Source organism: Mesorhizobium sp. M1348 (assembly GCF_040317925.1).
In the GTDB taxonomy this organism is placed as follows: Bacteria; Pseudomonadota; Alphaproteobacteria; order Rhizobiales; family Rhizobiaceae; genus Mesorhizobium.
Genome location: NZ_JAMYLH010000011.1, coordinates 131248 through 155753, shown reverse-complemented (window position 1 = coordinate 155753; position 24506 = coordinate 131248). Strand labels below are relative to the sequence as shown.

The following is a 24506-nucleotide window of genomic DNA, read 5'->3' as shown; positions in this document are numbered from 1 at the left end:
AAAAGTTGGTCGGAAAGGTAGGCCAACAATCAACGATGGGCCGTTGCGGCGAAGAGTCAACTGACCTTCCGAGTTAGTTCAGTCTCGCTCGCGGCTAGCGAGTTTCACAAACCACTCGGGTCGCCGAGACGGAGAGGGGGAATTGCGCTGACCATGTCATTGCGTGCGACCTTGTCCCGACATCAAAGACATTTCGTTCTTGCGAAGGCCCTCGCTGCCAAAGACCCCTCTCCGGCCGCTTTGCGGCCACCTCTCCCTCGCCCCGCCGCGAGGAACCCAGGCCTATTGCGCATCCGCGTGCGTGCTCAATTCGGCCCGCTTCTCATCCGAGACGACGGCGAGGTCGAGGACCTTCTGCAATTCGGCCGCGTGGCGAAATGACGGTTCGGCCTGGACGCCGTTGCGCACTGCATCAACGAAGCGCCGGTAGTTGGTCGCCACCGTTCCGGCATCCAGAACCTGCCATTTGGCGTTCTCGACGTCTTCGCCGATGCAGGTTTTCAGCTCCGAGCCGGTCAGATTGTGCACGACTTCGATGCCGCCCTTGTCGCCGTAGATGCGCAGGCGGAGTTCGTTCAAATGGCCGGTCGCCCAGCGGCTGGCATGGACAACGCCGAAGGCGCCATTGCTGAAATCCAGCGACATGGTGAAACTGTCATTGGCGTCGAGCCCGTACTCGCCGATCCGGTTGCCGGGCGCCTTGTCGAAGGATCTCAGCCGGCAGAACACATGGTCGATGTCGAGCGCCGCGCCATAGCTGGCGAAATCGAGGATATGGAGGCCGACGTCGCCCAGCACGCCATTGGAGCCGTGGCCGCGCGACAGCCGCCACAGCCATTTCGGATCGGTGCGCCAGTCGCCCCAGAACTTGGACACCAGCCAGCTCTGCAGATAGGACGCCTCGACATGCCTGACCGTGCCGATCTCGCCGGCCAGCACCATGGCGCGCGCTCTCTGCAACGGCGCGACATTGCGATAGGTCAGGTTGACCATGTTGATGATGCCGGCCCGCTCGGCGGCATCGGCCATTTCACTGGCCCTCTGGTAATTTTCGGCCAGCGGTTTCTCGCACAGCACCGGCTTGCCCGCCGCGATCAGCATCATGGTGGTCGGATGGTGGATGCGATCGGGCGTCACGTTCGCCACCGCGTCGAACTTGCCCCATGCCAGCGCCTCGTCCAGCGACGCGAACCGGTTGGGGATACCGTAGATGTCCGAAAACTTGTCGACACGCGTACGGTCGAGATCGACGGCGCCGATCAGTTCGACGCCCTCGATCTTGCCGAACTGCCTGGCATGCTCCTCCGCCATCCAGCCGGTACCGAGTATCAACAGACGCATGATTCTTTATCCTTAGGACAGGGCTTTATCTTCTTGTTTGATCATGGATTTCCCGAACCAACGGTTCGGGATCGTAGCCTAGCGAAAGCCGGCTTCGCCCGCGGAATGAAGTTTTCCGCCGCGCTCGACGATCGGCTCGAGCGCCTTTTCCACCGGCACGTTCGGCGCATCGAGAATGGCCGGATTGGAGCCTTGCGGGTTATGCGCCCATTTCACCGCATTGCGCAGCACCTTCTGGACATTGGCGTCGTGATAGGTCGGATAGGTCTCGTGGCCGGGCCTGAAATAGAAGATGTTGCCGGCGCCGCGGCGATAGGTCAGCCCCGACCGGAACACTTCGCCGCCCTGGAACCAGGAGATGAAGACGGTTTCGAGCGGTTCCGGCACGGCGAACTGCTCGCCATACATCTCCTCGTTCTCGAGCTCGAAATACTCGCCGATCCCGGCAGCAATCGGATGGTTGGGACTGGTCACCCAGAGCCGTTCGCGCTCGCCCGCCTCGCGCCATTTCAGCGTGCAGGGCGTGCCCATCAGCTTCTTGAAAATCTTCGAGAAATGGCCGGAATGGAGAACGATCAGCCCCATGCCCTCCCAGACGCGGCGCGCCACGCGCTCGACCACTTCGTCGGCGACGGTGCCATGGTCCTTGTGCCCCCACCACAGCAAGACATCGGTCTCGGCCAGACGGTCGGCCGGCAGCCCATGCTCCTTCTGCTCCAGCGTCGCCCACGACACCGAAATCTCCGGGTCAAGCTTCAGCGCATTGGCAATCGTCGCATGCATGCCCTCGGGATAGATGCCCGCGACCACCTCGTTGGTCCGCTCATGAATATTCTCGCCCCAGACGACAGCGCGTATTGTCATGATGTCCTCTTGATTGTTTGAAGCTGGAGCCGCCCCCACGGGTCAGTCATAATATCCTCGGCCGGGAATGAAAACCGTCTCGCGGCCGGCTGCTGACAATCTGTTGGAAATCGGGCGGGAAAGTCCACGCGGCAAAACCAGCGATGCCGGCGGGACAGCGCCCCCCTCTGTCCTGCCGGACATCTCCCCCACTTGTGGGGAGATTGGCTGTTATCCGCGATTTCGCCAATCGCCAGCGTTGCAGGATGACGGCAGACAAACGCGAAGTCCGATCTCCCCCTTGTGGGGGAGATGTCCGGCAGGACAGAGGGGGGCGCGAAGGATCGCGACAAAACGGCTTTCGTAGTGCGTCGCCGCAACCGTCTAAGCGCCGCGGCCCTCTTGGGCGACGCGTGTCAGCGGCTTCGACAGCCGCGGCACCACGACGAGGCGCTTGATCTTGCCTTTCTTGTAGGCGGCGAGGAAGCGGGCATAGTCCTTGAAGACGACACAGCCATTGGATTCGGCGCGGCCGCCGCGCAGCATGTAGGTGTGGGCGAGCAGGCCGTCGCGGCCATATTTGTTGCTGCCGCTGGTAGGGGTGAGACGCAGTGCCTCGACGCCGTGGAAGCGCGATTCCCGCAGCGTCAGATTGTAGGTGTCGGGCGGCGTCGGACCGACATTCTTCTTATGAACGTAGCGCGGCTGGTCGACCATCGAACCGTATCCCGAATGTGCCTCCAGCCGCGAACCGTCGGGCATATAGACAGTCTTGGCCGAGATGTCGTAGACGGCGACGCCGCTGCCCATGCCGGGCGTGGTGAACAGGTTCCTGAAGGCCCCGCCGAGACTGCCGGAAGGCATGTCGGGCTTGGCATAGGCCAGCATGTCGCCGCCCTGCGTCTTCGACCGTTTGCCCGGCTTGCCCGACACCGCCGGCACTGCCGCTTGTGACGAATTGCGAGGCGACAGGCTGCCGGGTTGCGTCTCGGCCGGCGGAGCGTCGGCCGTCTGCACCTTGTTCGCCCTGGCTGCCTGGGTCTTGGATGCCTGGGCCTTGGATGCCTGGGGCGGCTCCGTTTTTGCTGCCTGGGCCTTTGAGGCCTGATCCTTGGGCGCCCGGTCTTTCGGCGCTTGGGCCTGCGGCGCCTCGGCCGGCTGATCGATGACCGCCCGCGGACGCAGCGTCGGCAGCGGAATGCTGTCGGGCATGTCGTCTTGCGGCGGCAGCGAGGCCAACTGGACCTCAGGTTCTTGCGGCTCTTGTGAAACTGCGGGCTCGCTTGCCGCGACGGCTGCCGGGAGCACGTCGATCATCTGCTCCGGCAATGTATTGGCCAACGCCAGCGCCAGGCGCGACGAACGTTCGATCTCCGCCACCGCCGGCCCGAAGCGCACCGATGCCGGGCCGTTCGGGTCGGGAATGCGTACCGGCTCGGCGAACCGGGCGCCGGCCGGCAGGCTTGCGAGCATGACGGGTGAGCCGGAGGAGGCACGGGCAAAGGCGGCGGCAAGCTTTTGCGGCGACAGCGCGGCTTTGGCCACCACGTCGTCGAAGCTTGGATGCCGCGATGCGTCGGCGATATGCGGCACGGTATTGCGCTTGAGACGCGCCGATTTTCCCCGGTGAACGAAGTTCGATGCCGACCGCAGGCAGTTCGCATCGCACCCATGCTGCAGCAGCTGGGCCGACAGCGCTGCGTTTGCCGCGGCCCATGTCGGGGCCTGCGCCTTTGCAAGGCTGCGGCGAGGATCGGCGAGCGCGATGGTGCGCGGCGCGAGCAGGCTTTGCGGAAGACCGTTGGAAGCGGCGGTGAGCGAGGTGCCCATCGAATAGAGGCCGGCCAAGGTCGCCACCGACCATAAAGCAATGGCTGCGCCGACGGCCGGAACCGCGACCCAGCGCAGGCCGGGCCTCATCGAAGTCAATCCAATTGCAGGACTGTCACCCCGGGTTTTCGCACTTACAAACGCCATTCAACCACTCTCAATCGGCCGATGCCGGCTAGCGGATTTCGCAGCCGTGACATTCACAGTTCGCCTGGTGCCCCCAGCACACTTCGCGTCTGTTGCCGATTGATTCAAAAGATGGACAAAGTTGGTTAACCAATCCCTCTACCGACCGCCGATTGGGCGACGGTCACACCGAAAACGCCCTCCAAAACCTGCATAGTTGGCAAAACTGCCCTCCAATGATGACTTTGCTGCCCGTTTTTGTCGGCCGAGTCAAGAAAGCGAAATGACTAGACCTTGCTGGGCGGAGTCGGCCGTGGCTGCCAAAGTGAAGCCAGGCCGACCAGAATCGCGTGGCCGGCAGCCGCCGCCATCAAGCCCCGGCGATCGGTCAAACCGGCGATTATCGACTTGGCATTTGTCGACCTGCCACTCGGGCGAATGAACGGTTAACGTCTGAGAATTCGGGACAGCGGCAAGATGTTTGCCGCACAGCAGCTGAATGTCGCCAAGTGCTGGAGCGGGATATCCAACACCTAGACCACAGCCACCACTATGTGAGCCTGGATTTTGGCAGCAACCTCGCCGCTGCCATGCCTGTCTGCAATGGCGGCTGCGGCATAGTCGGTTGCAGCGTCCAGTTTTCCCGCCTCTCTGGCCTCGATTTCGTTGCGAAGGAGAGTGCCCTGGCAATAAGCAACGGCTGGAAGGCGCGGCGAGGAGGCACGGCTTTGTTCGGCCCTCGTCTCGATCACCACACCGGAAAACCCTGCGTCCTCCAGCTCGCTACGGATCAGTGCCGTATCGTGGTAGCCATGCGGCGTGCGTGCCAGAAAGCGCGGCGGATCGTTCGGAAAAATCCTCGCCAGAGCATTCGTCACATCGTCCGCGAATACATTCTCTTCGATGCGATCCCATACGCTGAATAGAAAATGTCCTCCGGGTTTCAGGACTCGCCGGGCTTCGCGGTAGGCAGATGAGCGGTTGGGAAAGAACATCGCGCCGAACTGACAACAAACGAGATCGAAGGCCGCATTTTCGAACGGTAGCGCCAGAGCATCAGCCTGACGCCATTTGATGCGATCGTCGGGAGCTTGCCGCGAAGCGGCGTAGTCGAGCATCGGCTGGTTGAGGTCGGTTACGACATAGCTTGCATCGGGGGACAGCTTTGGCGCCAATGCGCGGGTGACAACCCCGGTGCCCGCGGCGGTTTCCAGAACGGCGCTTGGCGACAAGGACGCTGCTCGTTGTGCAAGATCAGCGGCGAACGGCTCGAAAATCAACGGCACCATATAGCGGTCGTAGTTTTCCGGAATCGAGCCAGCGAACACCTTGTCCGTTTCCAACATTGCTATCCCCCGTCGCCCGTTTGATGCTCGTTAGCATAGCATGGAATGTTTGTGTTTCGGTCGCATTCGACCGCGAGGCGGTTCGCTCCCGGAAGCTCCCAAACGCCGTGCTGCAATTAACTGCAAATGTGCTAATATATTGTGGCCATGCGCATTGGTGCGTGGCCAATATAATGGGAGGATGCGATGAAAACCATAAATCGCAGATCTGCGATTGCGCTCGGCGTGACAGCGGCCGCGGTAACGCCTTTGTTCACGCTGGCGGCTGCTGCAAAGGTCAAGAAATACGGCCCGAAGGAAGGCAAGGAAATAGCCCCCGGCGTCAGGGTGGTTGAGGTCGGCACCGGCAATTCCGACATCCCCGCCTACAAGAGCATCTCAATCGTCGATGTGGTCTTTCAGCCGGGAGCAGCCGCTCCTGCAATGGTAATGGACAACGACATGGTGTGCACCATTACCGCCGGTGAATTCACGATCAAGAAAGCCGACAAGGAATTCAAGCTCAAGGAAGGTGACATGTATACCTGCTCCAAGGGTAAGACCGAAGCGGCAGCCAACACGAGCAAGGTGGTCGGCATCCACCGTATCGCCGTCTTGATACCTGCCTAGCGCATGCCAACGAAAGCCGGCCCGCGTCCTCGTCGGAGACGCGGGCCTTTTTGATGATGTTCGTGGCGGTTTCTCCCTCGGTCCGCTTTGCAAGTGTGCGTTTATATTAGAGATCACGCAGTTTCTGGATCACTGCAGGCCGGTCTGCGCCCCTGCATTGGCGCCCCTGCATCGCCGCATTCGCAAGCCGGCAGCGCGCTGAGCGTTTGGATTCACGAAATGGCCCGGTGCTCTTCCCGAGCGGCCTCCCAGACCTCGCGCGCCGCATCTGCATTCAGTGCCGCGATTCCCAGGCCGACGATCAGATCCGGCCATGCCGAGCGCCATAGGAAGGCCGTCACCGACCCGGCCAGTATGATCGCGATGTTGGCGACGGCGTCGTTGCGGGCCGAGAGGAATGCCGCCCTGGTAAGACTGCCGCTGTGGTGGCGGTAGCGCGCCAGCATGTAGGCGCATGACAGGTTGACCGCCAAGGCGCCCAACCCCGCCAGCGTCAGGGCCGTTGGCTGCGGCGGCACCGGCATGTTGAACTTTTCCCACGCGGTCCACAGCGTCGCCAGGCCCGGCACCAGAAGGATAAGCGCCAGCGCCATGCCGACCCGCGAGCGGGCACGCAGCGACCATCCCATGGCGAGCAGTATGAGGAGATTGACCGAGGCATCTTCCAGAAAATCGACGCTATCGGCGAACAGCGACACCGAGCCGATCGCCAGCGCCACGGCGAATTCGATGCCGAAATAACCAAGGTTCAGCAGCGCGACGACAAGCACCACCCGGCGAAGGCCGTCCGACGTAATAGCTTGCTGCATGGCCTGTCCTGATGTGGTGGCGTTGACGCTCTTACCAGCTGCTCTTCCAGCGCAACAGCCGCATGGCATTGGCTGTCACCAGGACCGTCGCCCCGGTGTCGGCGAGAATGGCCGGCCACAGGCCGGTGATACCGGCGATCGTCGTCACCAGGAACACCGCCTTCAGCCCCAATGCCATTGTAATGTTCTGTTTGATGTTTGCTATGGTTGCTTGGGACAGCCTGATCATGGCGGCGACGTCGCCGACGCGTCCATGCAGCACCGCTGCGTCAGCCGTTTCAAGAGCCACATCGGTGCCGCCACCCATGGCGATGCCGAGATCGGCCGCCGCAAGTGCCGGCGCATCGTTGATGCCATCTCCGACCTTGGCGACCCTGAGCCCCTGCCCCTTCAACTCGACAACGATGCGCTGCTTGTCTTCCGGCAACAATCCGGCGAGCACCTCGATGCCGAGTTGCTTGCCGATGGCAGCGGCGGTGCGCTTGTTGTCACCGGTCAACATGACTGTTTTGATACCAGCGTCAGTCAGCGCCTTCAGCCCGGCGAACGCGTCCGGCCGGGGTTCGTCGCGCATGGCGATGAAGCCGGCAAGAGCGTCGTCGATTAGCAGCACCGACACCGATTTTCCTTCATCGTTCAGTGCCGTGATGCGTGCGGCCAGGTCGGCTGGCAGCGGCGCCTTTTCGCCGGCAGCGGCCGGCGAGCCCAGAAACAGGCTCTTGCCGCCGACGCGACCGACGACGCCCTTGCCGCCAATCGCCCTGGCCTCGACAGCAGGTGGCACCGGAACCTTGTCAGCATTGGCCCTTTGCAGAATGGCCTGGGCCATCGGATGGCTGGAACCGGTCTCGAGCGCTGCCGCCAGGGAAAGGATCTCGCGTTCACTGGCGCCGACTGTAACCACGTCGGTGACCTGCGGCTTGCCGAGCGTCAGCGTGCCGGTCTTGTCGAGCGCCACGGCAGTGATGGTGCCGAGCCCTTCCAGCACCGCGCCGCCCTTCATCAGCAGGCCGCGCCGGGCGCCCGCCGAAAGCGACGCCGCAATTGCCGCCGGCACAGAAATGACCAGCGCGCACGGACAGCCGATGAGCAGCAGCGCCAGACCTTTGTAAATCCATTCGTTCCAATCGCCGCCAACGAGCAGCGGTGGCGTGATCGCCACGAGCGCCGCGACGGCGACCACGCCGGGCATGTACCAGCGCGAGAAACGGTCGATGAAGCGCTCGGTGGGCGCCTTGCTTTCCTGCGCCTCCTCGACCAGCTTGACGACCCGTGCAATCGTGTTGTCGGCGGCGGCCGCCGTCACCTTGACGCGCAGCACGCCGTCGCCGTTGATAGTGCCGGCAAAAACCGTGTCGCCAACTACTTTACGAACCGGGACGCTTTCACCCGACACAGGCGATTCATCAATGGCGCTGTCACCCTCGGTGATCTCGCCATCAGCCGGAATCCGATCACCGGGCCGCACCAGAATGATGTCCCCTACGGACAGACTTTCGGCCGGCACCTCGCGGCTCGTCCCATCCACTTCGACTAGCGCCGTCTTGGGAACCAGTGTGGTGAGCGCCTGGATGCTAGAACGTGCCTTCCCAGCGGCCACCCCTTCCAGTAATTCGCCGATTAGGAACAGGAGGACCACCGTCGCCGCTTCCTCGCCGGCGCCGATGATTACGGCGCCGGCGGCCGCCACGGTCATCAGCATTTCGATTGTGAACGGAATGCCGGCGACTGCGGCCATGACCGCTCGGCGCGCGATCGGCACCAGGCCGAGCAGCATGGCGGCGATGAAGGCCCATGGGCCGGTCGCGGGCCAGGCGTCATGAACCGCGAAAGCCACCGCCAGTGCGACGCCGCTGGCGATGGTCAGGCGGCCCTTGGCGCTGTTCCACCATGGCCCCGACATCGGCGCATCATTGTTGCCATGCAATCCCGCTAATTTCTTGTCGTGACTGTGCGTTCTGTGGTCATGGTCGGCCAATTGATCGGAGGCCGGCGCTCCAGACTTGGCGGTCAGCGGAGCAACAGCGTAGCCGAGGCCGGTGACTTTCCTCGCGATCGCGTCAAGATTGCTTTCGGGAGTATGAATGACCGTCAGAGTGCCTACCGAAACGGATACGCTAACATCCTGCACACCAGGCATCCGCCGCACGAGGGTATCGATTTTGCTGGCACAGCTGGCGCAATCCATGCCTTCCACGCGGTAGCGGGTCTGTTGTTTGGTCGCAGCCATGGTGAACCTCTTGCGTCTTCGATCGCGACGCTACATCCTCTAGTGACTAGAGGAGCAAGCGAAAAAATGTCAGCAGGTGTGACCATCGGTGAAGCAGCCCGACGCAGCGGCGTGAAGGTTCCAACCATCCGCTACTATGAGCAGATCGATTTGCTTCCAGCGCCTGCCCGCAGCGAAGCCAATCGCCGGCATTATGAAGCGGCCGACTTGCGCCGGCTCGCCTTCATCAGACACGCGCGCGAGCTTGGGTTCGAGATCGAGGCTATCAGGACGCTGCTGACGTTGCAGGATAATCCCAATCAGCCATGTGGAACCGCCGACGCCATCGCCCAAGCCCGTCTGGCCGAGGTCGTCCAGCGAATACGCAGCCTTACCGCATTGAAGATTGAGCTGGAGCTGATGGTTGAGGGCTGCCGGCAAGGGAAAGTCTGCGAATGCCGTGTTATCGAGGTGCTGTCAGACCACGATCAATGGGAGGGTCCTCACCATTGATTTGCCGGACCAGAACTCGCACCAGCGCCGATGTCGCGGCATGCGGAGCTTGCAAAAGCCGCACTTTGCAGTCAACCTGAGCGGATGATGGCACGCCTGTCGCCAAAACGCCTCCTGGTCATGCTGCTCGCGTTCCTCGTGACCGCCGGGTTCAGCCTGTCCGCCGCTCAGGCTGCCGTCATGTCGGCGAGGATGGCGATCGACAGCCGCATGATCATGGCCACAGATACCGGCACCACCGACGCCGATATGGCCAAGATGGCCGATGCCAAGGGCGGCGACTGCAACGCGTGCCTCAAGAACTCGGCCGACAATGACAAATCGATGCAATGTGCGCCGACCTGCGTCGCACCGGTTCTGGCGGTGCTGCCGGAAGCTCTCCCCATGACGGGACTGCTGCGGCCCGAGCTGCCGCCGGCGCTTCCCGCCGCGTTCCTGCACGGGCGAAGTCTACTGCCCGAGCCATTCCCTCCAAGACCCAGCGCTCTCGTCTGACGCCGTTTCTGCCGTTCCGCGGCTGATTGGCGGCGTTTGATCGCCCGGTTGCGCGTACTGCGCAACGGGCGCGGCAGCAATGCAATCGATGTCGCGATGTTCGCCGTCGGTTACCGCAAGGGTCACAAGGGTGAATTCCGTTTCAAGTCCGTTCATAACGCGCCGCAAATTCCTGTTTGCGGCGGCGAGCATTGCCGCCTCCGCAGCGATCCGCCCTGCACTGGCGCTGGCTACCGGCGAACACCGGATCAGGGTGGCGCCAGGCCAGGCACGGCTCACCGGCCCCGATGGTCCGCGCACTCCGGTATGGGCCTATGATGGCACGGTCCCAGGCCCGACACTGCGCTTGCGCCAGGGGCAGCCCGCTCGCATCATCGTCGAGAACGGACTGGACGAGGACACCACGGTTCACTGGCATGGCATCCGCTTGGCAAACGCCATGGATGGCGTGCCGGGATTGACCCAACCGCCGATCAGGCCGGGCGAAAATTTCGTGTACGAGTTCACCCCGCCCGATGCCGGCACCTTCTGGTACCATCCGCATGCCGACAGCCTCGTGCAGCTCGGCCGCGGGCTGGCCGGCGTACTCATCGTCGAGGAAGCCGAACCGGTCGCGGTCGACCGCGAGCTTCTATGGCTGCTGCAGGACTGGCGGCTCACCAAGGATGGGCAAATCGCTGCCGGCTTCGGCAACATGATGGATGCGGCGATGTCGGGCCGTGTCGGCAATGTCGTCACCGTCAACGGTGCACCGCCGGCCGACCTGACCGTGAAGGCCGGCGAGCGCGTCAGGTTGCGGCTGGCCAATGCGTCACTCGCTCGCATCATGGCTTTGCGTTTCGAAGGCCACCGTCCGATCATCGTCGCCATCGACGGCCAGCCCTGCGACCCGCATGAGCCGGAGGGCGGACGCTTGGTGCTTGCGCCCGCCATGCGCATTGATGTCGTACTCGACCTGCAGGGCGACCCAGGCAGCCGGCATGCGGTGATCGACGATTACTACGATGGCCTCGCCTACACCCTGACCACGCTCGCCTATGACGCCGGAGCGCTGCGCGACCATCCTCTCGATGCGCCGCTTCGCCTGCCGGCCAATCCGCTGCCGGCCCCCGACCTGGCCAAGGCCGAACGGCATGAAATCGTCCTGCAGGGTGGCATGATGGGCGGCGGCAAGCTGGCCGGCGTCGGCGGCATGATGGGCATGGCGATGCCCGGCATGAACGGCGCCGCCTGGGCAATCAACGGCATGTCGATGACCGGCGACGGCCACGCTGGAATGGCGCCGCAGTTCACGCTGTCGCGCGGCGCCACCTGCCGTCTCACCATCCGCAACGAAACCGCCTGGTGGCATCCCATGCACGTCCACGGCTTCAGCCTGTCGGTGCTTTCGCGCAACGGCTCGCCGGTACCGCACCGGCAATGGCAGGACACGGTGCTGCTCGCCCCCAAGGACACGATCGAATGCGCCTTCGTTGCCGACAATCCCGGTGACTGGATGCTGCACTGCCATGTCGCCGATCACCAGATGGCCGGCCTGATGACAGTGTTCCGCGTGACCTGAAAGCTTTATCCAACCAAGGAGAACTGCAATGAAACTGACCTACCGCCTAGCCGCACTGTCCCTGCTGATCGCAACGCCGCTGCCCGCCTTCGCCGCCACGATCAACGCCGTGATGTACAAGAACCCGCAATGCAGCTGCTGCGAATCCTATGCCAACTATCTCGAGCACAACGGCTTCAAGGTCGACATCAAGCCGGTCAACAATCTCTCTCAGATCAGCAGCGATGCCGGCGTGCCGGCCGACCTCGAAGGCTGCCACACGCTGATGGTCGACGGCTATGTCGTCGATGGCCTGGTGCCGGTCGAGATCGTCAAGAAGCTTTTGACCGAACGCCCGGCCATCACCGGCATAACGCTGGCCGGCATGCCGACGGGCGCTCCAGGCATGGGTGGTGAGAAGCAAGGCCCCTTTGTCGTCTACGCCTTCACCAAGGACGGCAAGGCACCCACCGTCTACGCGACCGAGTGAGGCTGTTGTGAGCAAACTGGCCATGGTCCTGATTGGCATGCTGCTGGCATTTTCGCTGCCGGTATCAGCCGCTGAGCCGCCGCAGAACTTTGTCGTTCACGAGGCGCCTGTCCCCGTGCCGGAAATCAGCTTCAAGGACGGCAATGGCAAGCCGAAAACGCTTGCGGATTTCCACGGCAAGGTCGTGCTGCTCAACGTCTGGGCGACATGGTGCGCGCCCTGCCGCAAGGAGATGCCGACGCTCGATCGGCTGCAGGCCAAACTCGGCGGTCCGGATTTCGAGGTCGTCGCGCTGTCCATGGACCGTGCCGGTCCTGAGATTGTGAAGAAGTTCTTTGCCGAGATCGGCATCAAGCACCTCGCCCTCAACATCGATGCCTCGGGCAAGGCCATGTTCGCCATCGGCTCCGTCGGTCTTCCGGCAACCCTGCTGATCAATCGCGATGGCAAGGAGATCGGCCGGCTGATTGGGCCGGCCGAATGGGACGCGCCCGACATGGTCGACTTCATCCGCAGCCGCATCGCCGCCGAGTGAGAAAGGAACAGATATGTCCGGGTTGAAGGCTCGCTGCGTCGCAACGGCTTTGAACGAGTGGAGGTGTTTGCTGCTGGGCGTAATTGCCATTGCGGCGCTGGCCGTGGGCTTTTCGTATCAGGCCCAAGCCCACTCACTCGACGAAATCGACGCCATGCTTGAGGGCGACGAGAAATATTTCCAGACGATCGACAAGCCGGCACCTGATTTCACGCTGCGCACCGCCGATGGGCGTGTCGTGCGAACGGCAGACCTGCGCGGCAAGGTGGTCGTCCTCCACTTCATCTACACATCGTGCCCGGATGTGTGCCCCCTGCACGCCGAGAAGATCGCCGAAGTCCAGAAAATGGTGAACGGCACGCCGATGAAGGGCCAGGTCACCTTTGTGACCATCACCACCGACCCTGCCAGGGACACGCCGGACGTGCTCAGCAAATACGGGCCGGCGCACGGGCTCGACCCCGTCAATTGGCTGTTCCTGACCACGACGGCGGATCAGCCGGAAGATGCGACCCGCAGACTGGCGGAGGCCTTCGGCCACAAGTTCACGCTGACGGATGATGGTTATCAGATGCACGGCACCGTCACCCATGTGATCGACAAGGAGGGCCGCTGGCGGGCGAATTTCCATGGCCTGAATTTCGCTGCGGTCAATCTCGTCACCTTCGTCAATGCGCTCACCAACAATGTCGAGCGCCCGCACCATGAGCCGGAAACGGGATGGTGGGCGAAGATCAAGGGCATATTCTGAGGCACCATTCACATGCCGGCGGTCCGGCGAAACAGAGGGAAGGAGAACCCTGTGATCCACAAGTCCAATCCATTGCCCGGAGCCATCGGCAAAATGGCCCGTGCCTTCGTCCTGGCCGGTGCGACGGTCTGGCTCGCGCTCGGTCTCCACGACCAGGCGATCGCCGCCGTCGAGATGTCCCAGGACCAGTTCGACCAGCGCATCCACGACTATATCCTCGCGCATCCCGAGGTCGTCATGGAGGCGCTGCAGAGCCTCGATGCCCGCCAGCGCGAGGCTGCGGCAAAAGAGGCGAAAGCCGCCCTGGTGGCGAAGGCCGACGATATCTTCCGGGACCCGGCGAGCCCAGTCGGCGGCAACGCCGAAGGCGACGTCACCATGGTCGAGTTCTTTGACTACAACTGCCCCTATTGCCGGCAGGTTGCGCCGATCATGGCGCAAGCCGTGGCCGACGATCCGCAGCTCAAGATCGTCTACAAGGAATTCCCGATCCTCAGCACGGATTCCGTATTTGCTTCCAAGGCGGCTCTCGCCGCAATGCGCCAGGGCAAATACATGGCATTCCACAAGGCCTTGTATGCGGTGAAGACGCGGGTGACCGAAGCGGTCGTGCTGAAGGTGGCTGCCGACGTCGGGCTCGACGTGGCTAAACTGAAGACCGACATGCAGCGGCCCGATATCCAGGCGTCGATCGACCGGAATACGCAACTGGCCCAGGCGCTGAAGATCAGCGGAACGCCAAGCTTCGTCGTTGGCGAGCAGATTTTCCCCGGCGCGACCGACCTCGCAACGATGAAGAAACTGATCGAGCAGGCGAGGAAAAGCAAATGAGCCGGATATGCTATCCAACCCGCCGGACGGTTGTTCTGGGCAGCGCCTTTGGCGTCGCTGCGGTCGTCGGCTTGCTCAAGGGGCCGGATTTGGCGATCGCCGCGGAGGATTCCGATCTGGTGCGCCGTTTCAAATATCTCAGCCAGAACGGCAACAGCACGTGTTCGGCCAAGTTCACGAAGTCGATTGCGACCATGCCGGCGATGTCGCGGATCACGGGCTCGTGCTGCAGCCCTATGGAGACGAAGCGCTATGCCGAGCAGGTGAGCGGCCTGGCCAGGTACCGCGAGATCGCGATGATTCCAAGCGATCCGTACGATATTCCGGCCGGCATCGCACAGAAGATGATGCCCTACTACGATGTGAAACTCTCCGGCGACGAGCAGCAGGCCTATGACTATGCGATGGCTAATTCCAACGAGAAAGGCCCTTGCTGCTGCCAATGCTGGCGCTGGAAAGTGTATGGCGGATTGGCGAAGTTCCTGATCCGCGAGCACGGTTTCACCGGCAAGCAGGTCGTCGACGTCTGGGATCTCTCGGACGGCTGCGGCGGAGGTATGTGAGACGGCAAGGACAGGACACTTCCGGTTAGCGGGACAAGGCGACGGGCGGCCGATCGGTTTCCTGGTCGTCTTGACCGAATTCCACGGCGAGCTAATTGCCTTCGCAGTCGCCGATGCTTACCGACGAAGGCGGGCCTTCACTGACCGTAAAGGTGATTGCAATGATGAATGGTCCAATGGGTACGTGGATGATGGGCGGCATGGCGCTCGTCTGGGTCCTGGTGTTCGTCGCCCTCTTGCTCGCGATTGCAGCGCTGGTCAAATACCTGCGAACCTGAAGCCCGTAGGGCGCCTACGACCATACGGTAGCAAATTCCCAACAGAAGGGCCCATGTTGCCGCCGGTTGCCGCCGTGGCATGTAAGGCGACCAGGGCAGCACGACGCCCCACCCCTCGTCAGGCAAAGCCGGGAACCGGCTTGGTCTTGCCGCTCAGTTGCGCGCCCAGTGTCAGTGCCTGCGGGAAATTCCGGACGATCGCCGCCATCACGGTAGCGCTGCCCGGGCGAAGGGCAATTCCGGCGAGGGCCGCGGCAGCGTAGACCCGTGTCGAGAACAGTCTTTTCCAGGCCGCCTCATAGCGTCTGGCGGCGGCCTCGCGCCCTGCCCGGCCACTTGGCGCGGATGCGAGTTCGCAGGCCAGCAGCCAGCCGGACTGCAGCGCCATCGAGATGCCCTCGGCGATGACAGGATGAGACTCTCCGGCTGCGTTGCCGACGCGGAAGATGTCCCCTTCGTAGCAGGAGCGAATTCCCGGCCGGATCGGACCTGCGGCAAGCCACGGACCGTCGAGAAGCGCCGGTTCCAGGGCGTCTCTCACGCCCCGGCATGAGTCCACGAGATGGCGGGAGACCGCATCGGCGGCCGACACATGGCTCCGGTGTTTGGGGCCATGTTGTTTGCGTAACCGCGCGAGCATATCGCGGCGGATGCAGCACGAGATCGACAACCGGCCATGATCCGCCGAGACCATGCCGCCATAGCCGCCGGGGAAGGCCAGCAGAGGCATTAAATCCGGCACGAGCGACGACCCGGTGAAATGCGCCTTGAAGCCGAGCAGGTCCGACGGGCGATTGGCCTTTGCGGGCTGGCTGGGCAGTGGTCCCGGGTCCCAGGAGCCGTGTGCGGCGACAATCACCGGCGCACGCAACATCGCCGTTTCGTCCCCGGCTTGAATTCGCACCCTTTGCATCTCGCCATCCCGCTCGATAGCGACGGCGCGGCAGGGCTGAAAGATTTCGACACCCGCCGAGCGTGCCGCCAGCAAAAGCAGGGAATCGAGAATGTCCCGGCCGAGCGCCCGGCCGAAGCCATCTTTTGCACGTGGCCCAGCTCCTGCACGTGGCATTGCCGCCTCGACGCAGGTCTCGCCGGAAAACAAGCCGACGCGGCGGATTTCGGGGCCGGCATTGGCACGCCAGGCGTCGCCGATCTCCAGCCGGTCGAGAAGCGCAAGATTGCTTGCCGAGATATATTCGCCGCAGACCTTGCGGCGCGGGAACTCGGTCTTTTCCACAATTGCCACCGCCCATCCGCGCCGGGCCAGCGTGAGCGCGACGGAGGTGCCCGCCGGGCCGGCACCGATGACGATCGCGTCATGAGTCGACAATCGCGTCATGAGTCGCTGCCGGCACTGGCGCCGACGAAGATATGGGAGAAGAGGCCGGCGCGCCGCTCCTCGACCGGCTTGCCGCTGGCCGCAAGCCAGAGGCCGGAAAGCTCGCTACCGCGAAAGCCGGCACGCACGCTTTGCGCCGCGTCGTTCCGTGTGACGTCGTTGGCGCCGATTGCCGGGAGAAGATGGGTCGCGGTCAGCGCCAGTTTCGCCCGCAACGGCTCTGTCGCCAGGAGCAACGGGGCTTTCGGCCTAATCAGCGAAAACAGATGCATGAGCTGTGCATCATCGAGGTGATGCAGGAACAGATTGACGGTGACGGCGTCGAACCGTGCGCCCTCGATCTTTTCTGCCCAGTCGAAGACATCGGCGGTGACGCCTTCGGCCTTCCATCCCAACCTGTCAAAATCACCGCGCAATTGCGCAGTGACGAGGTCGACGCGGTCGAGCATTACCAGTTCGACCCCAGGCCAATGCCTGGCCATGCGCCGCGCCACCGCGAGCATGAAGGAGCCATCGCCGGCGCCGATCTCCAGGATGCGGCGTGGCGATTTTGGCACAAACCTCTTCAGCAACGACGTCATGATCGGCACCTGAAACATCAGCATGTTGATGCGCCGAAGGTCGCGACGCGCGGTCAGCGCTCGCGGATCGTCGGCCGCAAGTCCGTCGAGGATTTCCGGCGCAAGCTGCCGATGCTCCAGGCCGCTCATGACACCGTTCGAAAGAGCATGGTTTCGGCCGTCAATCCCGGCCCGAACGACATGCCGCAGCCGAGCAGGCCGGGTGGCGCCTTCAGCATCTCTTTCATCACGAACATGACGGTCGCAGACGACATGTTCCCATACCGGCGCAACACCTCGCGCGATGGTTCCAGCGCGGTGGGTTCCAGTTTCAAGGCCCTTTCGACGGCGTCGAGAACCGAACGTCCACCCGGGTGCACGGCCCATAGGTCGATCGCCTCGGTCGGCCGGCTGCCGAGGATGGCGGCCTGGTTGTTCCGCAACGCTTCATGAATCGCCGCCGGCACCTGGCCGGAAAGAACCATTTCGAAGCCGTGGTCGCGAATATTCCAGCGCATCAGATCCCGCCGCTCCCTCGCCACTAGACAGTGAAAGCTGTCGAGCTCGATGCCGGCTGGCTCGGCGGTGACGAGCGTGGCCGCACAGCCATCGCCCCAGAGGCAGAACGACAGCAGCTTTTCCAACTCGGTGGTTTGGCGCAGATGCATCGTGCAGAGTTCGATATTGACCAGCAGGACCTTGGCTTGCGGGTCCGAGCGGACGATGTGGTGCGCCAGCTTGAGACCGTTGATCGCCGCGTAGCAACCCATGAAGCCGATCATCGTGCGTTCAACCGTATCCGGCAGCCCGCAACGCGCAACCAGCTCGAGGTCGATGCCCGGCGCCGAAAAACCGGTGCAGGTGGTGACGATGAGATGGGTGATGCGGGAAGCGTCGTCGCCAAGCTGCAATCCGTCGATGCCCTTTTGCGCCAGAACAGGTGCGGCATCGTCGAACATAGCCATTCTCATGGCGGTTCCGGGAAAGGCGCCCCGGATGAAGGTCCCGGCCAGGTCGGCAGACGGTCCTTCAGGGTCGGACGCCGGCGCAAAGCAGGAATAGCGGTGCTCGATGCCGGCAAGATCGGCCATGCGTTCGAAGAGTCTCCGGCGATTGGCCGCGAGCATGGAGGCCGCGAAACGCAGGTAGAATTGATGGACCTCGTGCTCCGGCACCGCCGTCGCGATCCGGTTGATATACGCTTTGACCGGCATATTCTGTCTCCTCGGCGTATGCACGGTGTAGCGTGCCGCCGGAGGGTCCTTGCTCATCGGCACCCGGTGTCGGACGCCGGGTTTTGAGCGCTGTTCGATAAACGTTTTCGAAAGCTGATTTCTTCCCGAAGGTTCAGTATGGCTGTTGGCAGGCAAACGGTTGGAGCCGACGGGCGGTTGCATCGGGCATCCAAAATCGCCACATCATGTTGACCTTCCATCTACTGGAAGGTCTATTTCCCCCACAAAGGAGATTTTCCACCATGAACATCGGCGTCGCATCCGAGAAATCCGGCCTGCCGGCCAAGACGATCCGTTACTATGAGGATATTGGGCTCTTGCACCCGGCCCGGACAGACAATGGCTATCGCGATTACTCGACGGCCGATATTCACCGGCTGCGGTTCCTGCAGCGCTCGCGAAGCCTGGGGTTTTCGGTCGACGAATGCCGCCAGCTGCTGTCGCTGTACCAAGACAGGGAACGTGACAGCGCCGACGTGAAGGCGATCGCGAAAGCCAAACTGGTGGAGATCGACAGGAAGATCGCCGAACTGGTCGGATTGCGCGGCTTGCTCCACCATCTGGTCAGTCACTGCCACGGTGACGAGCGGCCGGATTGCCCGATCATCGACGAGTTGGCGGGACAAGGCGTGGCCCAGTGAGGCTCGCAGCCGCTGTAACGGTGCTGTCGCTTGCCTGCGTCTCTGTCGTGCTCGCTGCCGCCCATTCGAGCCGTGATGCGGTCATCGAGGCTCGCCAGGCCTCGATGAAGGAAATGGCCGCGGCGGCAAAGGCGATCGCCGGGATGTTCGACGGCAAGCAGGCCTATGACGCCGCGGCTTTCAAGGCGGCGGCCGAGACAATCCGCGCCCGCACCGGCCCTGCCTTGATTGCCGAATTCCCCAGTGCGACGTTGGGTGCACCTTCAGGCGCCAAGCCGGATATCGACCCCGCCCGCGCGGAGTTCGAAGGGCTGGCTCGCCACATCGGAACGCTGGCCGGCGCCCTGGCTTCCGACGCCGAGCGGGCACCACCGCATATCACCGACGACATGAGAATGGGTTCCGGCCTGGCGATGGGCGGCGGCAGCCTGCTTGGCAAGCGGCCGGGGCTCGCGGAAGCCGATCCTGCCAAATTGCCGGCGGAGCACCTCCTGCATCTCATCTTGCAGGATTGCTCGAGCTGCCACTCGAAGTTCCGGCAAAAGGTCGAGTGATAGCGTCAGCTCCGCTGCAGCTGAGCCGAAATAAAATTGCGCCAGCCGCCGAAATGCGAAATCTCCTCTGCATTGGTAAGGCCGGCACTTTCGACGAGGAAGCCTTTCGGCGAAGTTCCGTCGTCGAGCAGAAGCGTCCCGATGCCGAGCGGCGGCGGGATCGCGGCAACAAAGCGGCCGAAGGCTTGCGGCGACAGCCGCCAGACTTCAACCTCGATCGCTGCCCCCTTGCCATTGCAGATCCGCTCGAGCCCCGGCCGCGGCACCGACTGGCCGGCGAGCGCGTAAAGCCGATAGAGCGGCGCCGTTCTCGCAGCCCGGGCGAAAATCGCGCCGAGCTGCTGCAACTGGCCGTTCAGCGCCATCCCCGATAGATGCGCGCCGACCACGGCCAGTTCGATCGTGCCTTCGTCCACGTCCACGCGAGGATCGCCACGCTGCGGCAGCGGCCAGCCTGTAGCGCCCAGCGCAAGGCCGCTTGCCGCATGGATATCGCGAGCAAGCGAGGCCGTCAGGTGGTCCTTGCCCGCCGCGGCAAGCAAGGTGACGCTCATCGGCAGACCGTCGCTGCGGGTTCCGCTCGGCACGGCGATGCCGCACATGTCGAGCAGGTTGACGAAATTGGTGTAGGTGCCGAGCCGGCTGTTGGTGACGATGGGGTTAGCCAACACCGCTTCAACCGTGTAATGCGTCGGCGCGGTCGGCACACAGAGAAGATCGACCGAGGCGATGACCGGCGCAAGCTTGGCCTTATAGCCTTGCAAGGCATAGAGCCCCTTAAAAGCGTCCGCTGCGGAAAGTTTTCGCGCACCGCCGATGATCTGCCGCGTCACCGGATGCATGGCGGCCTCGTTGGCATCCATGAAGTCCCTGATCGCGGCGTAACGCTCGGCTACCCAGGCGCCTTCGTAAAGCAGATTGGCCGTGGCGTAGAAATCGCCGAAGGGGATTTCGACCAGCCTGCAGCCCAGCGTCTCCAGCGAGGCAAGAGCGGCCTCGAAACCCGCCTGCATCGCCTGGTCGCCGAAGAAGGTCCAGTCGGCCCTGGCCGGCACGCCGACAGTCAGCACCGGCGGGCGCGCGGCAAAGGCCTGGACACCGAGGTCGCGCGAATAGGGATCGGCGTCGTCCCTTGCCGCCGCGACCTCGAACACGCTGTAAGCGTCGTCGACGGTGAGCGCGAAGACCGAGACGCAGTCGAGTGTCCGGCAGGCCGGCACGACGCCGGCGGCTGATAGCGCGCCGACGCTTGGCTTGAGCCCGACGATGTTGTTGAGGCCGGCGGGAATGCGCCCCGAACCGGCGGTGTCGGTGCCGAGCGCGAACGAGACGATGCCACGCGCCGTCGCCACGGCCGAGCCGCACGATGAGCCGCCAGGCACCAGTTTCGGGTCGATCGCATTCCTCGGGATTGGATAGGGCGTGCGCACGCCGACCAGGCCGGTGGCGAACTGGTCGAGATTGGTCTTGCCGACGACCAGTGCGCCGGCGGCCTTGAGCCGCGCGACGACGGTGGCGTCTTTCGCCGGCAAGTAGGCATATTCCGCGCAAGCCGCCGTCGTCGGCATGCCGGCAACATCGATGTTGTCCTTGACCGCGAATGGCACGCCCCACAGCGGCTTTGCCACCGGATCGAATGGGCCGAGCCTTTCCGCTTCGGCGAGCATCTCCGCCCTGCTCGCGAGATGGATGAAGATGCCCGGGTCATCGGCCGCCGCAAGCCGCGCATGGACCGCGTCGATCATCTCGCCGATGCTGACGCCGGCCTGATAGGCAGCGTGCAAGCTCGCTATATCGAAGCGGATGTCGCTCATTCGGCCTCGCCCAGAATGACTACCGGCAGGTTCCACTGGATGAGCACGACGCAGCCGTCTTTTGTCCACACCGAATGCTCGGTTCCGACCGGGTTCAGGATCACGCTGCCCGCGGCATAATCGCCGTTCTCGTCGCTCTGCGTGCCTTCCAGCACGATGATCGTTTCCAGCCCGGCGTGGCGGTGACGCGGCACGCTGGCGCCCGGCCGGTAGTTCAGGATCGCGACCGACGGTTCTGTCGGTCCGCCCTTGAGCAGCCAGTGCGCCGTAATGCCATCGCGGAAATGCTCGAACGGCAGATCGCGCCAGCCACCATTGAGGAGGCCGGCAAAGGCAAGGTTAGGCATTGGCAATCCCCTCGAGCACCTGATCGGTCGTTGCCGTCCAGCCAACGATGGCGCCCTGCGCCCTGATCATCGCCAGCGCGGCCGCCTTGAACTCCGGAAAATAGCTCTCCGTCGCATCCTCGGCGAGCAGGCATTCATAACCGCGGTCGTTGGCCTCGCGCATCGTCGTCTGCACGCAGACCTCCGTCGTCACTCCGGCAAAGACCAGTTGCTGTGCGCCGAGCCGCTTCAGGTCATCGCCGAAGCTGGTGGCATAGAACGCGCCCTTGCCCGGTTTTTCGATGACGATCTCGCCAGGCAATGGTGCGAGTTCATCGAGGATCGCCGTTCCCGGTTCGCCGACGATCAGCACACGGCCCATTGGACCGACATCGCCGATCCTAATCGACGGATTGCCGCGATTGCGCTTGGCCGGCGGCAGGTCCGAAAAATCTGCCTTGTGGCACTCCATCGTGTGGATGACCGGCAGGCCGGCGGCGCGAAATCCCTCGATCAGCCTTTTCACCGTCGGCACGATCGCCGTGATCCGGCTGACGTCATTGCCGAGGCTGGCGCCGAAGCCGCCGGGTTCGGCGAAATCACGCTGCATGTCGATGACGACCAGCGCCGTCGCCTCAGGCCTGAAGGCAAACGGAAACGGCAGCGCCTCAATCTCCGCCATCAGTGATGTCCCGCCATGTGCTCGCCGATCGTCTGCACGCTCGCCTGCGCGATCGGCGTCTCGTAGACCAGCGCGCCGTCCGACATGACGAAGATGCGGTCCGAGAGCTCGAGCAGTTCATCGAGGTCCTCCGACATAAGGAGCACTGCGGCGCCGGCATTGCGCGCCTTCATGATGCGGGCGCGTATTTCGGCGACGGCGGAGAAGTCGAGGCCGAAGCAGGGATTCGACACGATGAGCAAGTCGACGTCGCCGGTCAGTTCCCGCGCCAGCACCGCGCGCTGCACATTGCCGCCCGACAGCGACGAAATCGGCGAAGCGAGCGAGGCCGTCTTGACCTTGAACTGTTCGACCAGACGGGCCGCGTAGACCCTGATCGCGCTCATCCTGATCCAGTTGACCGGCTTGCCGGCCTCGTTGAGGTCGAAGGTGCGGAAGGCCATGTTTTCCGCCACCGTCATCTTCGGTGCGCAGGCATTGCGCAACGGCTCCTCCGGAATGAAGCGGACATTGAGCGTGCGCCCCTCGCCACGGCTGGCGCCATAGGGCGAGCCTTTCACCAGAACGTCGCCGCCATTGCGCGCCCGCTGTCCGGCAAGGACTTCGAGAAACTCCTTCTGGCCGTTGCCGGAGATGCCGGCGACGCCGACGATCTCGCCGGACTTCACGTCGAGCTCGCTGATGTCGATTGTTTTCAGGCCGGTTCGGTCGGGTGCCCTCAGCGATTTTACCGTCAGGACCTGCCTGGCGCCGGCCGGCACCGGGGCGCGGCTGTCGAGCGCTGCAATCGGTTGGTCGCCGATCATCATCGCCGCCATTTGCTTGTGGGAAAGTTCGGAGACCTTCCCGGTTCCGGTCAGCCTGCCCTTGCGCAGCACTGTGATGTCGTCGGCAAAGGCCGTCACCTCGTGGAATTTATGCGAGATCATTAGCGCGGTGAGGTCGCCGGTCCTGGTCATGTCGCGCACCAGCCCAAGCACTTCCTGTGCCTCGCCGGGGGTGAGCACCGAAGTCGGCTCGTCGAGCACCAGGAAACTGCGGCCGAGATAGAGCTGCTTGATGATTTCGAGCTTCTGCTTCTCGCCGGCCGCAAGTTCCGCCACCTTGACGTCGAGCGGCAGCTTGAACGGCATACGCTGCATGAATTGCGCAAGCGCGGCGCGCTCCTTGCGCCAGTCGATGACGCCAGGCACCTTCTCGCGCGAAATGACCAGGTTCTCCGCACCCGTCAGCGACGGGACGAGCGTGAAATGCTGGTAGACCATGCCGAGCCCGAGCGCCGAGGCGTCCTTCGGACTGGCGATCGCGACCTCGCGGCCGTCGACCAGCATGTCGCCGGAAGTCGGCTGGTAAAAACCCATCATGCATTTGACCAGCGTCGACTTGCCGGCACCGTTTTCGCCGAGCAGCGCATGGAACGATCCCGCCGGCACCTTGATCGAGACGTCGTCCAGCGCGGTGAAGGCGCCGAAGCGCATGGTCATGCCGATGGTCTCGACGCCGACGGCCTTCTTGCCGATGCTCCCGCTCAAGATCATGTCCTCACGGCAGTTGCGCGACGAAGGACGCCGAGCTCGACACCGCGCCGAACACCCCGCCCTGCATCTTGATCATCTTGATTGCAGCGAGATGGTTGCCGTAGTCGGTCGCGCCGCAGCAATCCTCCAGCATCACGCATTCGAAGCCGCGATCATTGGCCTCGCGCATCGTCGTGTGGACGCAGACATCGGTGGTGATGCCGGTCAGCACGATGTTTTCGATGCCGCGCTGGCGCAGGATCAGCTCCAGATCGGTGGCGCAGAACGATCCCTTGCCCGGCTTGTCGATGATCGGTTCGCCCGCCGCCGGATAGAGGTCGGGGATGATGTCCCAGCCGGGTTCGCCGCGCACCAGGATGCGCCCGCAAGGTCCGGGGTCGCCGATGCCGGCATTGATGCGGCGCGAGCGCCAGCGCTTGTTGGCCGGCAGGTCGGCGAGATCGGGCCGGTGGCCCTCGCGCGTGTGAATGATGGTGTAGCCCTTGGCACGCATGGCTGCGAGCACCGACTTGATCGGCTCGATCGGCGCCCGTACCAGCGAAAGATCGTAGCCCATATGATCGACATAGCCGCCCGGCCCGCAGAAATCGGTCTGCATGTCGATGATGATCAGCGCCGTATTGTCCGGCCGCAGCTCGCCATTGTAGGGCCATGGATAGGGATCGGCGTCGATGTAGCGCTGGGTGATCTCGGCTCTGGCGTTCATCG

25 protein-coding genes are annotated in these 24506 nt (G+C 63.4%); 11 read left to right on the top strand and 14 right to left on the bottom strand.

The window, feature by feature from the left end:
• Positions 1 to 282 precede the first annotated feature (282 nt).
• The 4 genes from NKH13_RS19790 to NKH13_RS19775 form a co-directional block, all read right to left on the bottom strand.
• The gene (locus NKH13_RS19790; RefSeq protein WP_352913896.1) at positions 283 to 1341 is read right to left on the bottom strand and encodes a Gfo/Idh/MocA family protein; all 1059 of its coding nucleotides are present in this window, start codon (positions 1339 to 1341) and stop codon (positions 283 to 285) included.
• A gap of 78 nt (positions 1342 to 1419) precedes the next feature.
• Positions 1420 to 2205 carry a ThuA domain-containing protein gene (locus tag NKH13_RS19785; RefSeq protein WP_352913894.1) on the bottom strand — a complete coding sequence of 262 codons (786 nt, stop codon included), beginning with the start codon at positions 2203 to 2205 and terminating at the stop codon, positions 1420 to 1422.
• Positions 2206 to 2568: 363 nt separating this feature from the next.
• Positions 2569 to 2946, bottom strand: coding sequence for a DUF2778 domain-containing protein (locus NKH13_RS35665; protein ID WP_502908345.1), 378 nt, complete (start codon positions 2944 to 2946; stop codon positions 2569 to 2571).
• 1727 nt (positions 2947 to 4673) lie between these two features.
• On the bottom strand, positions 4674 to 5486 hold the full coding sequence (locus tag NKH13_RS19775; RefSeq protein WP_352718167.1) for a class I SAM-dependent methyltransferase: 813 nt from the start codon (positions 5484 to 5486) through the stop codon (positions 4674 to 4676).
• Positions 5487 to 5672: 186 nt separating this feature from the next.
• Here NKH13_RS19775 and NKH13_RS19770 point away from each other — a divergent pair, with 186 nt between their 5' ends.
• Positions 5673 to 6095, top strand: coding sequence for a cupin domain-containing protein (locus NKH13_RS19770; RefSeq protein WP_352913888.1), 423 nt, complete (start codon positions 5673 to 5675; stop codon positions 6093 to 6095).
• Positions 6096 to 6307: 212 nt separating this feature from the next.
• Here NKH13_RS19770 and NKH13_RS19765 read toward each other — a convergent pair whose 3' ends face one another.
• Together NKH13_RS19765 and NKH13_RS19760 are read right to left on the bottom strand one after the other, a co-directional pair.
• Complete coding sequence (locus NKH13_RS19765; RefSeq protein ID WP_352913885.1) at positions 6308 to 6904, bottom strand: cation efflux transmembrane domain-containing protein; 597 nt, start codon at positions 6902 to 6904, stop codon at positions 6308 to 6310.
• A gap of 31 nt (positions 6905 to 6935) precedes the next feature.
• Positions 6936 to 9134: a heavy metal translocating P-type ATPase gene (locus NKH13_RS19760; protein WP_352913882.1), complete on the bottom strand. Its 2199-nt coding sequence runs from the start codon at positions 9132 to 9134 to the stop codon at positions 6936 to 6938.
• A gap of 66 nt (positions 9135 to 9200) precedes the next feature.
• Between NKH13_RS19760 and NKH13_RS19755 the strand changes: the two genes are divergently transcribed.
• The 8 genes from NKH13_RS19755 (at position 9201) to NKH13_RS19720 (ending at position 14831) form a co-directional block, all read left to right on the top strand.
• On the top strand, positions 9201 to 9626 hold the full coding sequence (locus tag NKH13_RS19755; RefSeq protein WP_352718284.1) for a MerR family transcriptional regulator: 426 nt from the start codon (positions 9201 to 9203) through the stop codon (positions 9624 to 9626).
• Positions 9627 to 9713: 87 nt separating this feature from the next.
• Positions 9714 to 10121: a hypothetical protein gene (locus tag NKH13_RS19750; RefSeq protein WP_352913878.1), complete on the top strand. Its 408-nt coding sequence runs from the start codon at positions 9714 to 9716 to the stop codon at positions 10119 to 10121.
• A gap of 130 nt (positions 10122 to 10251) precedes the next feature.
• Positions 10252 to 11682, top strand: coding sequence for a multicopper oxidase family protein (locus NKH13_RS19745; RefSeq protein WP_352718159.1), 1431 nt, complete (start codon positions 10252 to 10254; stop codon positions 11680 to 11682).
• Between the two features lie 28 nt (positions 11683 to 11710).
• Positions 11711 to 12151, top strand: coding sequence for a DUF411 domain-containing protein (locus NKH13_RS19740; RefSeq protein ID WP_023720628.1), 441 nt, complete (start codon positions 11711 to 11713; stop codon positions 12149 to 12151).
• A 22-nt stretch (positions 12152 to 12173) separates the two neighbouring features.
• Complete coding sequence (locus tag NKH13_RS19735; RefSeq protein ID WP_352913875.1) at positions 12174 to 12686, top strand: TlpA family protein disulfide reductase; 513 nt, start codon at positions 12174 to 12176, stop codon at positions 12684 to 12686.
• Positions 12687 to 12753: 67 nt separating this feature from the next.
• Complete coding sequence (locus NKH13_RS19730) at positions 12754 to 13437, top strand: SCO family protein (RefSeq protein ID WP_352913873.1); 684 nt, start codon at positions 12754 to 12756, stop codon at positions 13435 to 13437.
• A 51-nt stretch (positions 13438 to 13488) separates the two neighbouring features.
• Complete coding sequence (locus NKH13_RS19725; protein WP_352913870.1) at positions 13489 to 14268, top strand: DsbA family protein; 780 nt, start codon at positions 13489 to 13491, stop codon at positions 14266 to 14268.
• Positions 14265 to 14831, top strand: a complete 567-nt coding sequence (locus NKH13_RS19720; protein WP_352913868.1) for a hypothetical protein — start codon at positions 14265 to 14267, stop codon at positions 14829 to 14831. Before NKH13_RS19725 ends, NKH13_RS19720 begins: the two co-directional genes overlap by 4 nt.
• A 396-nt stretch (positions 14832 to 15227) precedes the next feature.
• Here NKH13_RS19720 and NKH13_RS19715 read toward each other — a convergent pair whose 3' ends face one another.
• Genes NKH13_RS19715 through NKH13_RS19705 form a run of 3 tightly spaced genes read right to left on the bottom strand, consistent with a single transcriptional unit; the run spans position 15228 to position 18222 of the window.
• On the bottom strand, positions 15228 to 16448 hold the full coding sequence (locus NKH13_RS19715; protein ID WP_352913866.1) for an NAD(P)/FAD-dependent oxidoreductase: 1221 nt from the start codon (positions 16446 to 16448) through the stop codon (positions 15228 to 15230).
• Complete coding sequence (locus NKH13_RS19710) at positions 16445 to 17158, bottom strand: methyltransferase domain-containing protein (RefSeq protein ID WP_352913863.1); 714 nt, start codon at positions 17156 to 17158, stop codon at positions 16445 to 16447. Before NKH13_RS19710 ends, NKH13_RS19715 begins: the two co-directional genes overlap by 4 nt.
• On the bottom strand, positions 17155 to 18222 hold the full coding sequence (locus NKH13_RS19705; protein WP_352913860.1) for a type III polyketide synthase: 1068 nt from the start codon (positions 18220 to 18222) through the stop codon (positions 17155 to 17157). The genes NKH13_RS19710 and NKH13_RS19705 overlap by 4 nt, the downstream gene beginning before the upstream one ends.
• 263 nt (positions 18223 to 18485) lie before the next feature.
• Here NKH13_RS19705 and cueR point away from each other — a divergent pair, with 263 nt between their 5' ends.
• Positions 18486 to 18884, top strand: a complete 399-nt coding sequence (gene cueR, locus NKH13_RS19700; protein WP_254819466.1) for a Cu(I)-responsive transcriptional regulator — start codon at positions 18486 to 18488, stop codon at positions 18882 to 18884.
• Entirely contained in the window at positions 18881 to 19438 is a 558-nt protein-coding gene (locus NKH13_RS19695; RefSeq protein WP_352913858.1) for a cytochrome c, read from the top strand. The genes cueR and NKH13_RS19695 overlap by 4 nt, the downstream gene beginning before the upstream one ends.
• A gap of 5 nt (positions 19439 to 19443) precedes the next feature.
• On the opposite strand, the gene atzF is transcribed toward NKH13_RS19695, so the two are convergent.
• From atzF to biuH, 5 genes are read right to left on the bottom strand one after another with little or no spacing between them, the layout of a single operon-like run.
• A complete protein-coding gene (gene atzF / locus NKH13_RS19690) occupies positions 19444 to 21252 on the bottom strand; it encodes an allophanate hydrolase (protein ID WP_352913855.1) in 1809 nt (602 codons plus the stop codon).
• Entirely contained in the window at positions 21249 to 21599 is a 351-nt protein-coding gene (locus tag NKH13_RS19685; protein WP_352913853.1) for a cupin domain-containing protein, read from the bottom strand. The genes atzF and NKH13_RS19685 overlap by 4 nt, the downstream gene beginning before the upstream one ends.
• On the bottom strand, positions 21592 to 22260 hold the full coding sequence (locus NKH13_RS19680) for a cysteine hydrolase family protein (protein ID WP_352913851.1): 669 nt from the start codon (positions 22258 to 22260) through the stop codon (positions 21592 to 21594). The genes NKH13_RS19685 and NKH13_RS19680 overlap by 8 nt, the downstream gene beginning before the upstream one ends.
• Positions 22260 to 23798: an ABC transporter ATP-binding protein gene (locus NKH13_RS19675; RefSeq protein WP_352913849.1), complete on the bottom strand. Its 1539-nt coding sequence runs from the start codon at positions 23796 to 23798 to the stop codon at positions 22260 to 22262. The genes NKH13_RS19680 and NKH13_RS19675 overlap by 1 nt, the downstream gene beginning before the upstream one ends.
• Positions 23799 to 23802: 4 nt before the next feature.
• Positions 23803 to 24504 carry a biuret amidohydrolase gene (biuH, locus tag NKH13_RS19670; RefSeq protein ID WP_352913847.1) on the bottom strand — a complete coding sequence of 234 codons (702 nt, stop codon included), beginning with the start codon at positions 24502 to 24504 and terminating at the stop codon, positions 23803 to 23805.
• Positions 24505 to 24506 lie beyond the last annotated feature (2 nt).

Bases quoted from the DNA above. Each gene is read 5' to 3' on its own strand.
- NKH13_RS19790 (WP_352913896.1), bottom strand. From the start codon at position 1,341: ATGCGTCTGTTGATACTCGGTACCGGCTGGATGGCGGAGGAGCATGCC.
- NKH13_RS19785 (WP_352913894.1), bottom strand. From the start codon at position 2,205: ATGACAATACGCGCTGTCGTCTGGGGCGAGAATATTCATGAGCGGACC.
- NKH13_RS35665 (WP_502908345.1), bottom strand. From the start codon at position 2,946: ATGCCCGACGGTTCGCGGCTGGAGGCACATTCGGGATACGGTTCGATG.
- NKH13_RS19775 (WP_352718167.1), bottom strand. From the start codon at position 5,486: ATGTTGGAAACGGACAAGGTGTTCGCTGGCTCGATTCCGGAAAACTAC.
- NKH13_RS19770 (WP_352913888.1), top strand. From the start codon at position 5,673: ATGAAAACCATAAATCGCAGATCTGCGATTGCGCTCGGCGTGACAGCG.
- NKH13_RS19765 (WP_352913885.1), bottom strand. From the start codon at position 6,904: ATGCAGCAAGCTATTACGTCGGACGGCCTTCGCCGGGTGGTGCTTGTC.
- NKH13_RS19760 (WP_352913882.1), bottom strand. From the start codon at position 9,134: ATGGCTGCGACCAAACAACAGACCCGCTACCGCGTGGAAGGCATGGAT.
- NKH13_RS19755 (WP_352718284.1), top strand. From the start codon at position 9,201: ATGTCAGCAGGTGTGACCATCGGTGAAGCAGCCCGACGCAGCGGCGTG.
- NKH13_RS19750 (WP_352913878.1), top strand. From the start codon at position 9,714: ATGGCACGCCTGTCGCCAAAACGCCTCCTGGTCATGCTGCTCGCGTTC.
- NKH13_RS19740 (WP_023720628.1), top strand. From the start codon at position 11,711: ATGAAACTGACCTACCGCCTAGCCGCACTGTCCCTGCTGATCGCAACG.
- NKH13_RS19735 (WP_352913875.1), top strand. From the start codon at position 12,174: ATGGTCCTGATTGGCATGCTGCTGGCATTTTCGCTGCCGGTATCAGCC.
- NKH13_RS19720 (WP_352913868.1), top strand. From the start codon at position 14,265: ATGAGCCGGATATGCTATCCAACCCGCCGGACGGTTGTTCTGGGCAGC.
- NKH13_RS19715 (WP_352913866.1), bottom strand. From the start codon at position 16,448: ATGACGCGATTGTCGACTCATGACGCGATCGTCATCGGTGCCGGCCCG.
- NKH13_RS19710 (WP_352913863.1), bottom strand. From the start codon at position 17,158: ATGAGCGGCCTGGAGCATCGGCAGCTTGCGCCGGAAATCCTCGACGGA.
- NKH13_RS19705 (WP_352913860.1), bottom strand. From the start codon at position 18,222: ATGCCGGTCAAAGCGTATATCAACCGGATCGCGACGGCGGTGCCGGAG.
- cueR (WP_254819466.1), top strand. From the start codon at position 18,486: ATGAACATCGGCGTCGCATCCGAGAAATCCGGCCTGCCGGCCAAGACG.
- atzF (WP_352913855.1), bottom strand. From the start codon at position 21,252: ATGAGCGACATCCGCTTCGATATAGCGAGCTTGCACGCTGCCTATCAG.
- NKH13_RS19685 (WP_352913853.1), bottom strand. From the start codon at position 21,599: ATGCCTAACCTTGCCTTTGCCGGCCTCCTCAATGGTGGCTGGCGCGAT.
- NKH13_RS19680 (WP_352913851.1), bottom strand. From the start codon at position 22,260: ATGGCGGAGATTGAGGCGCTGCCGTTTCCGTTTGCCTTCAGGCCTGAG.
- NKH13_RS19675 (WP_352913849.1), bottom strand. From the start codon at position 23,798: ATGATCTTGAGCGGGAGCATCGGCAAGAAGGCCGTCGGCGTCGAGACC.
- biuH (WP_352913847.1), bottom strand. From the start codon at position 24,504: ATGAACGCCAGAGCCGAGATCACCCAGCGCTACATCGACGCCGATCCC.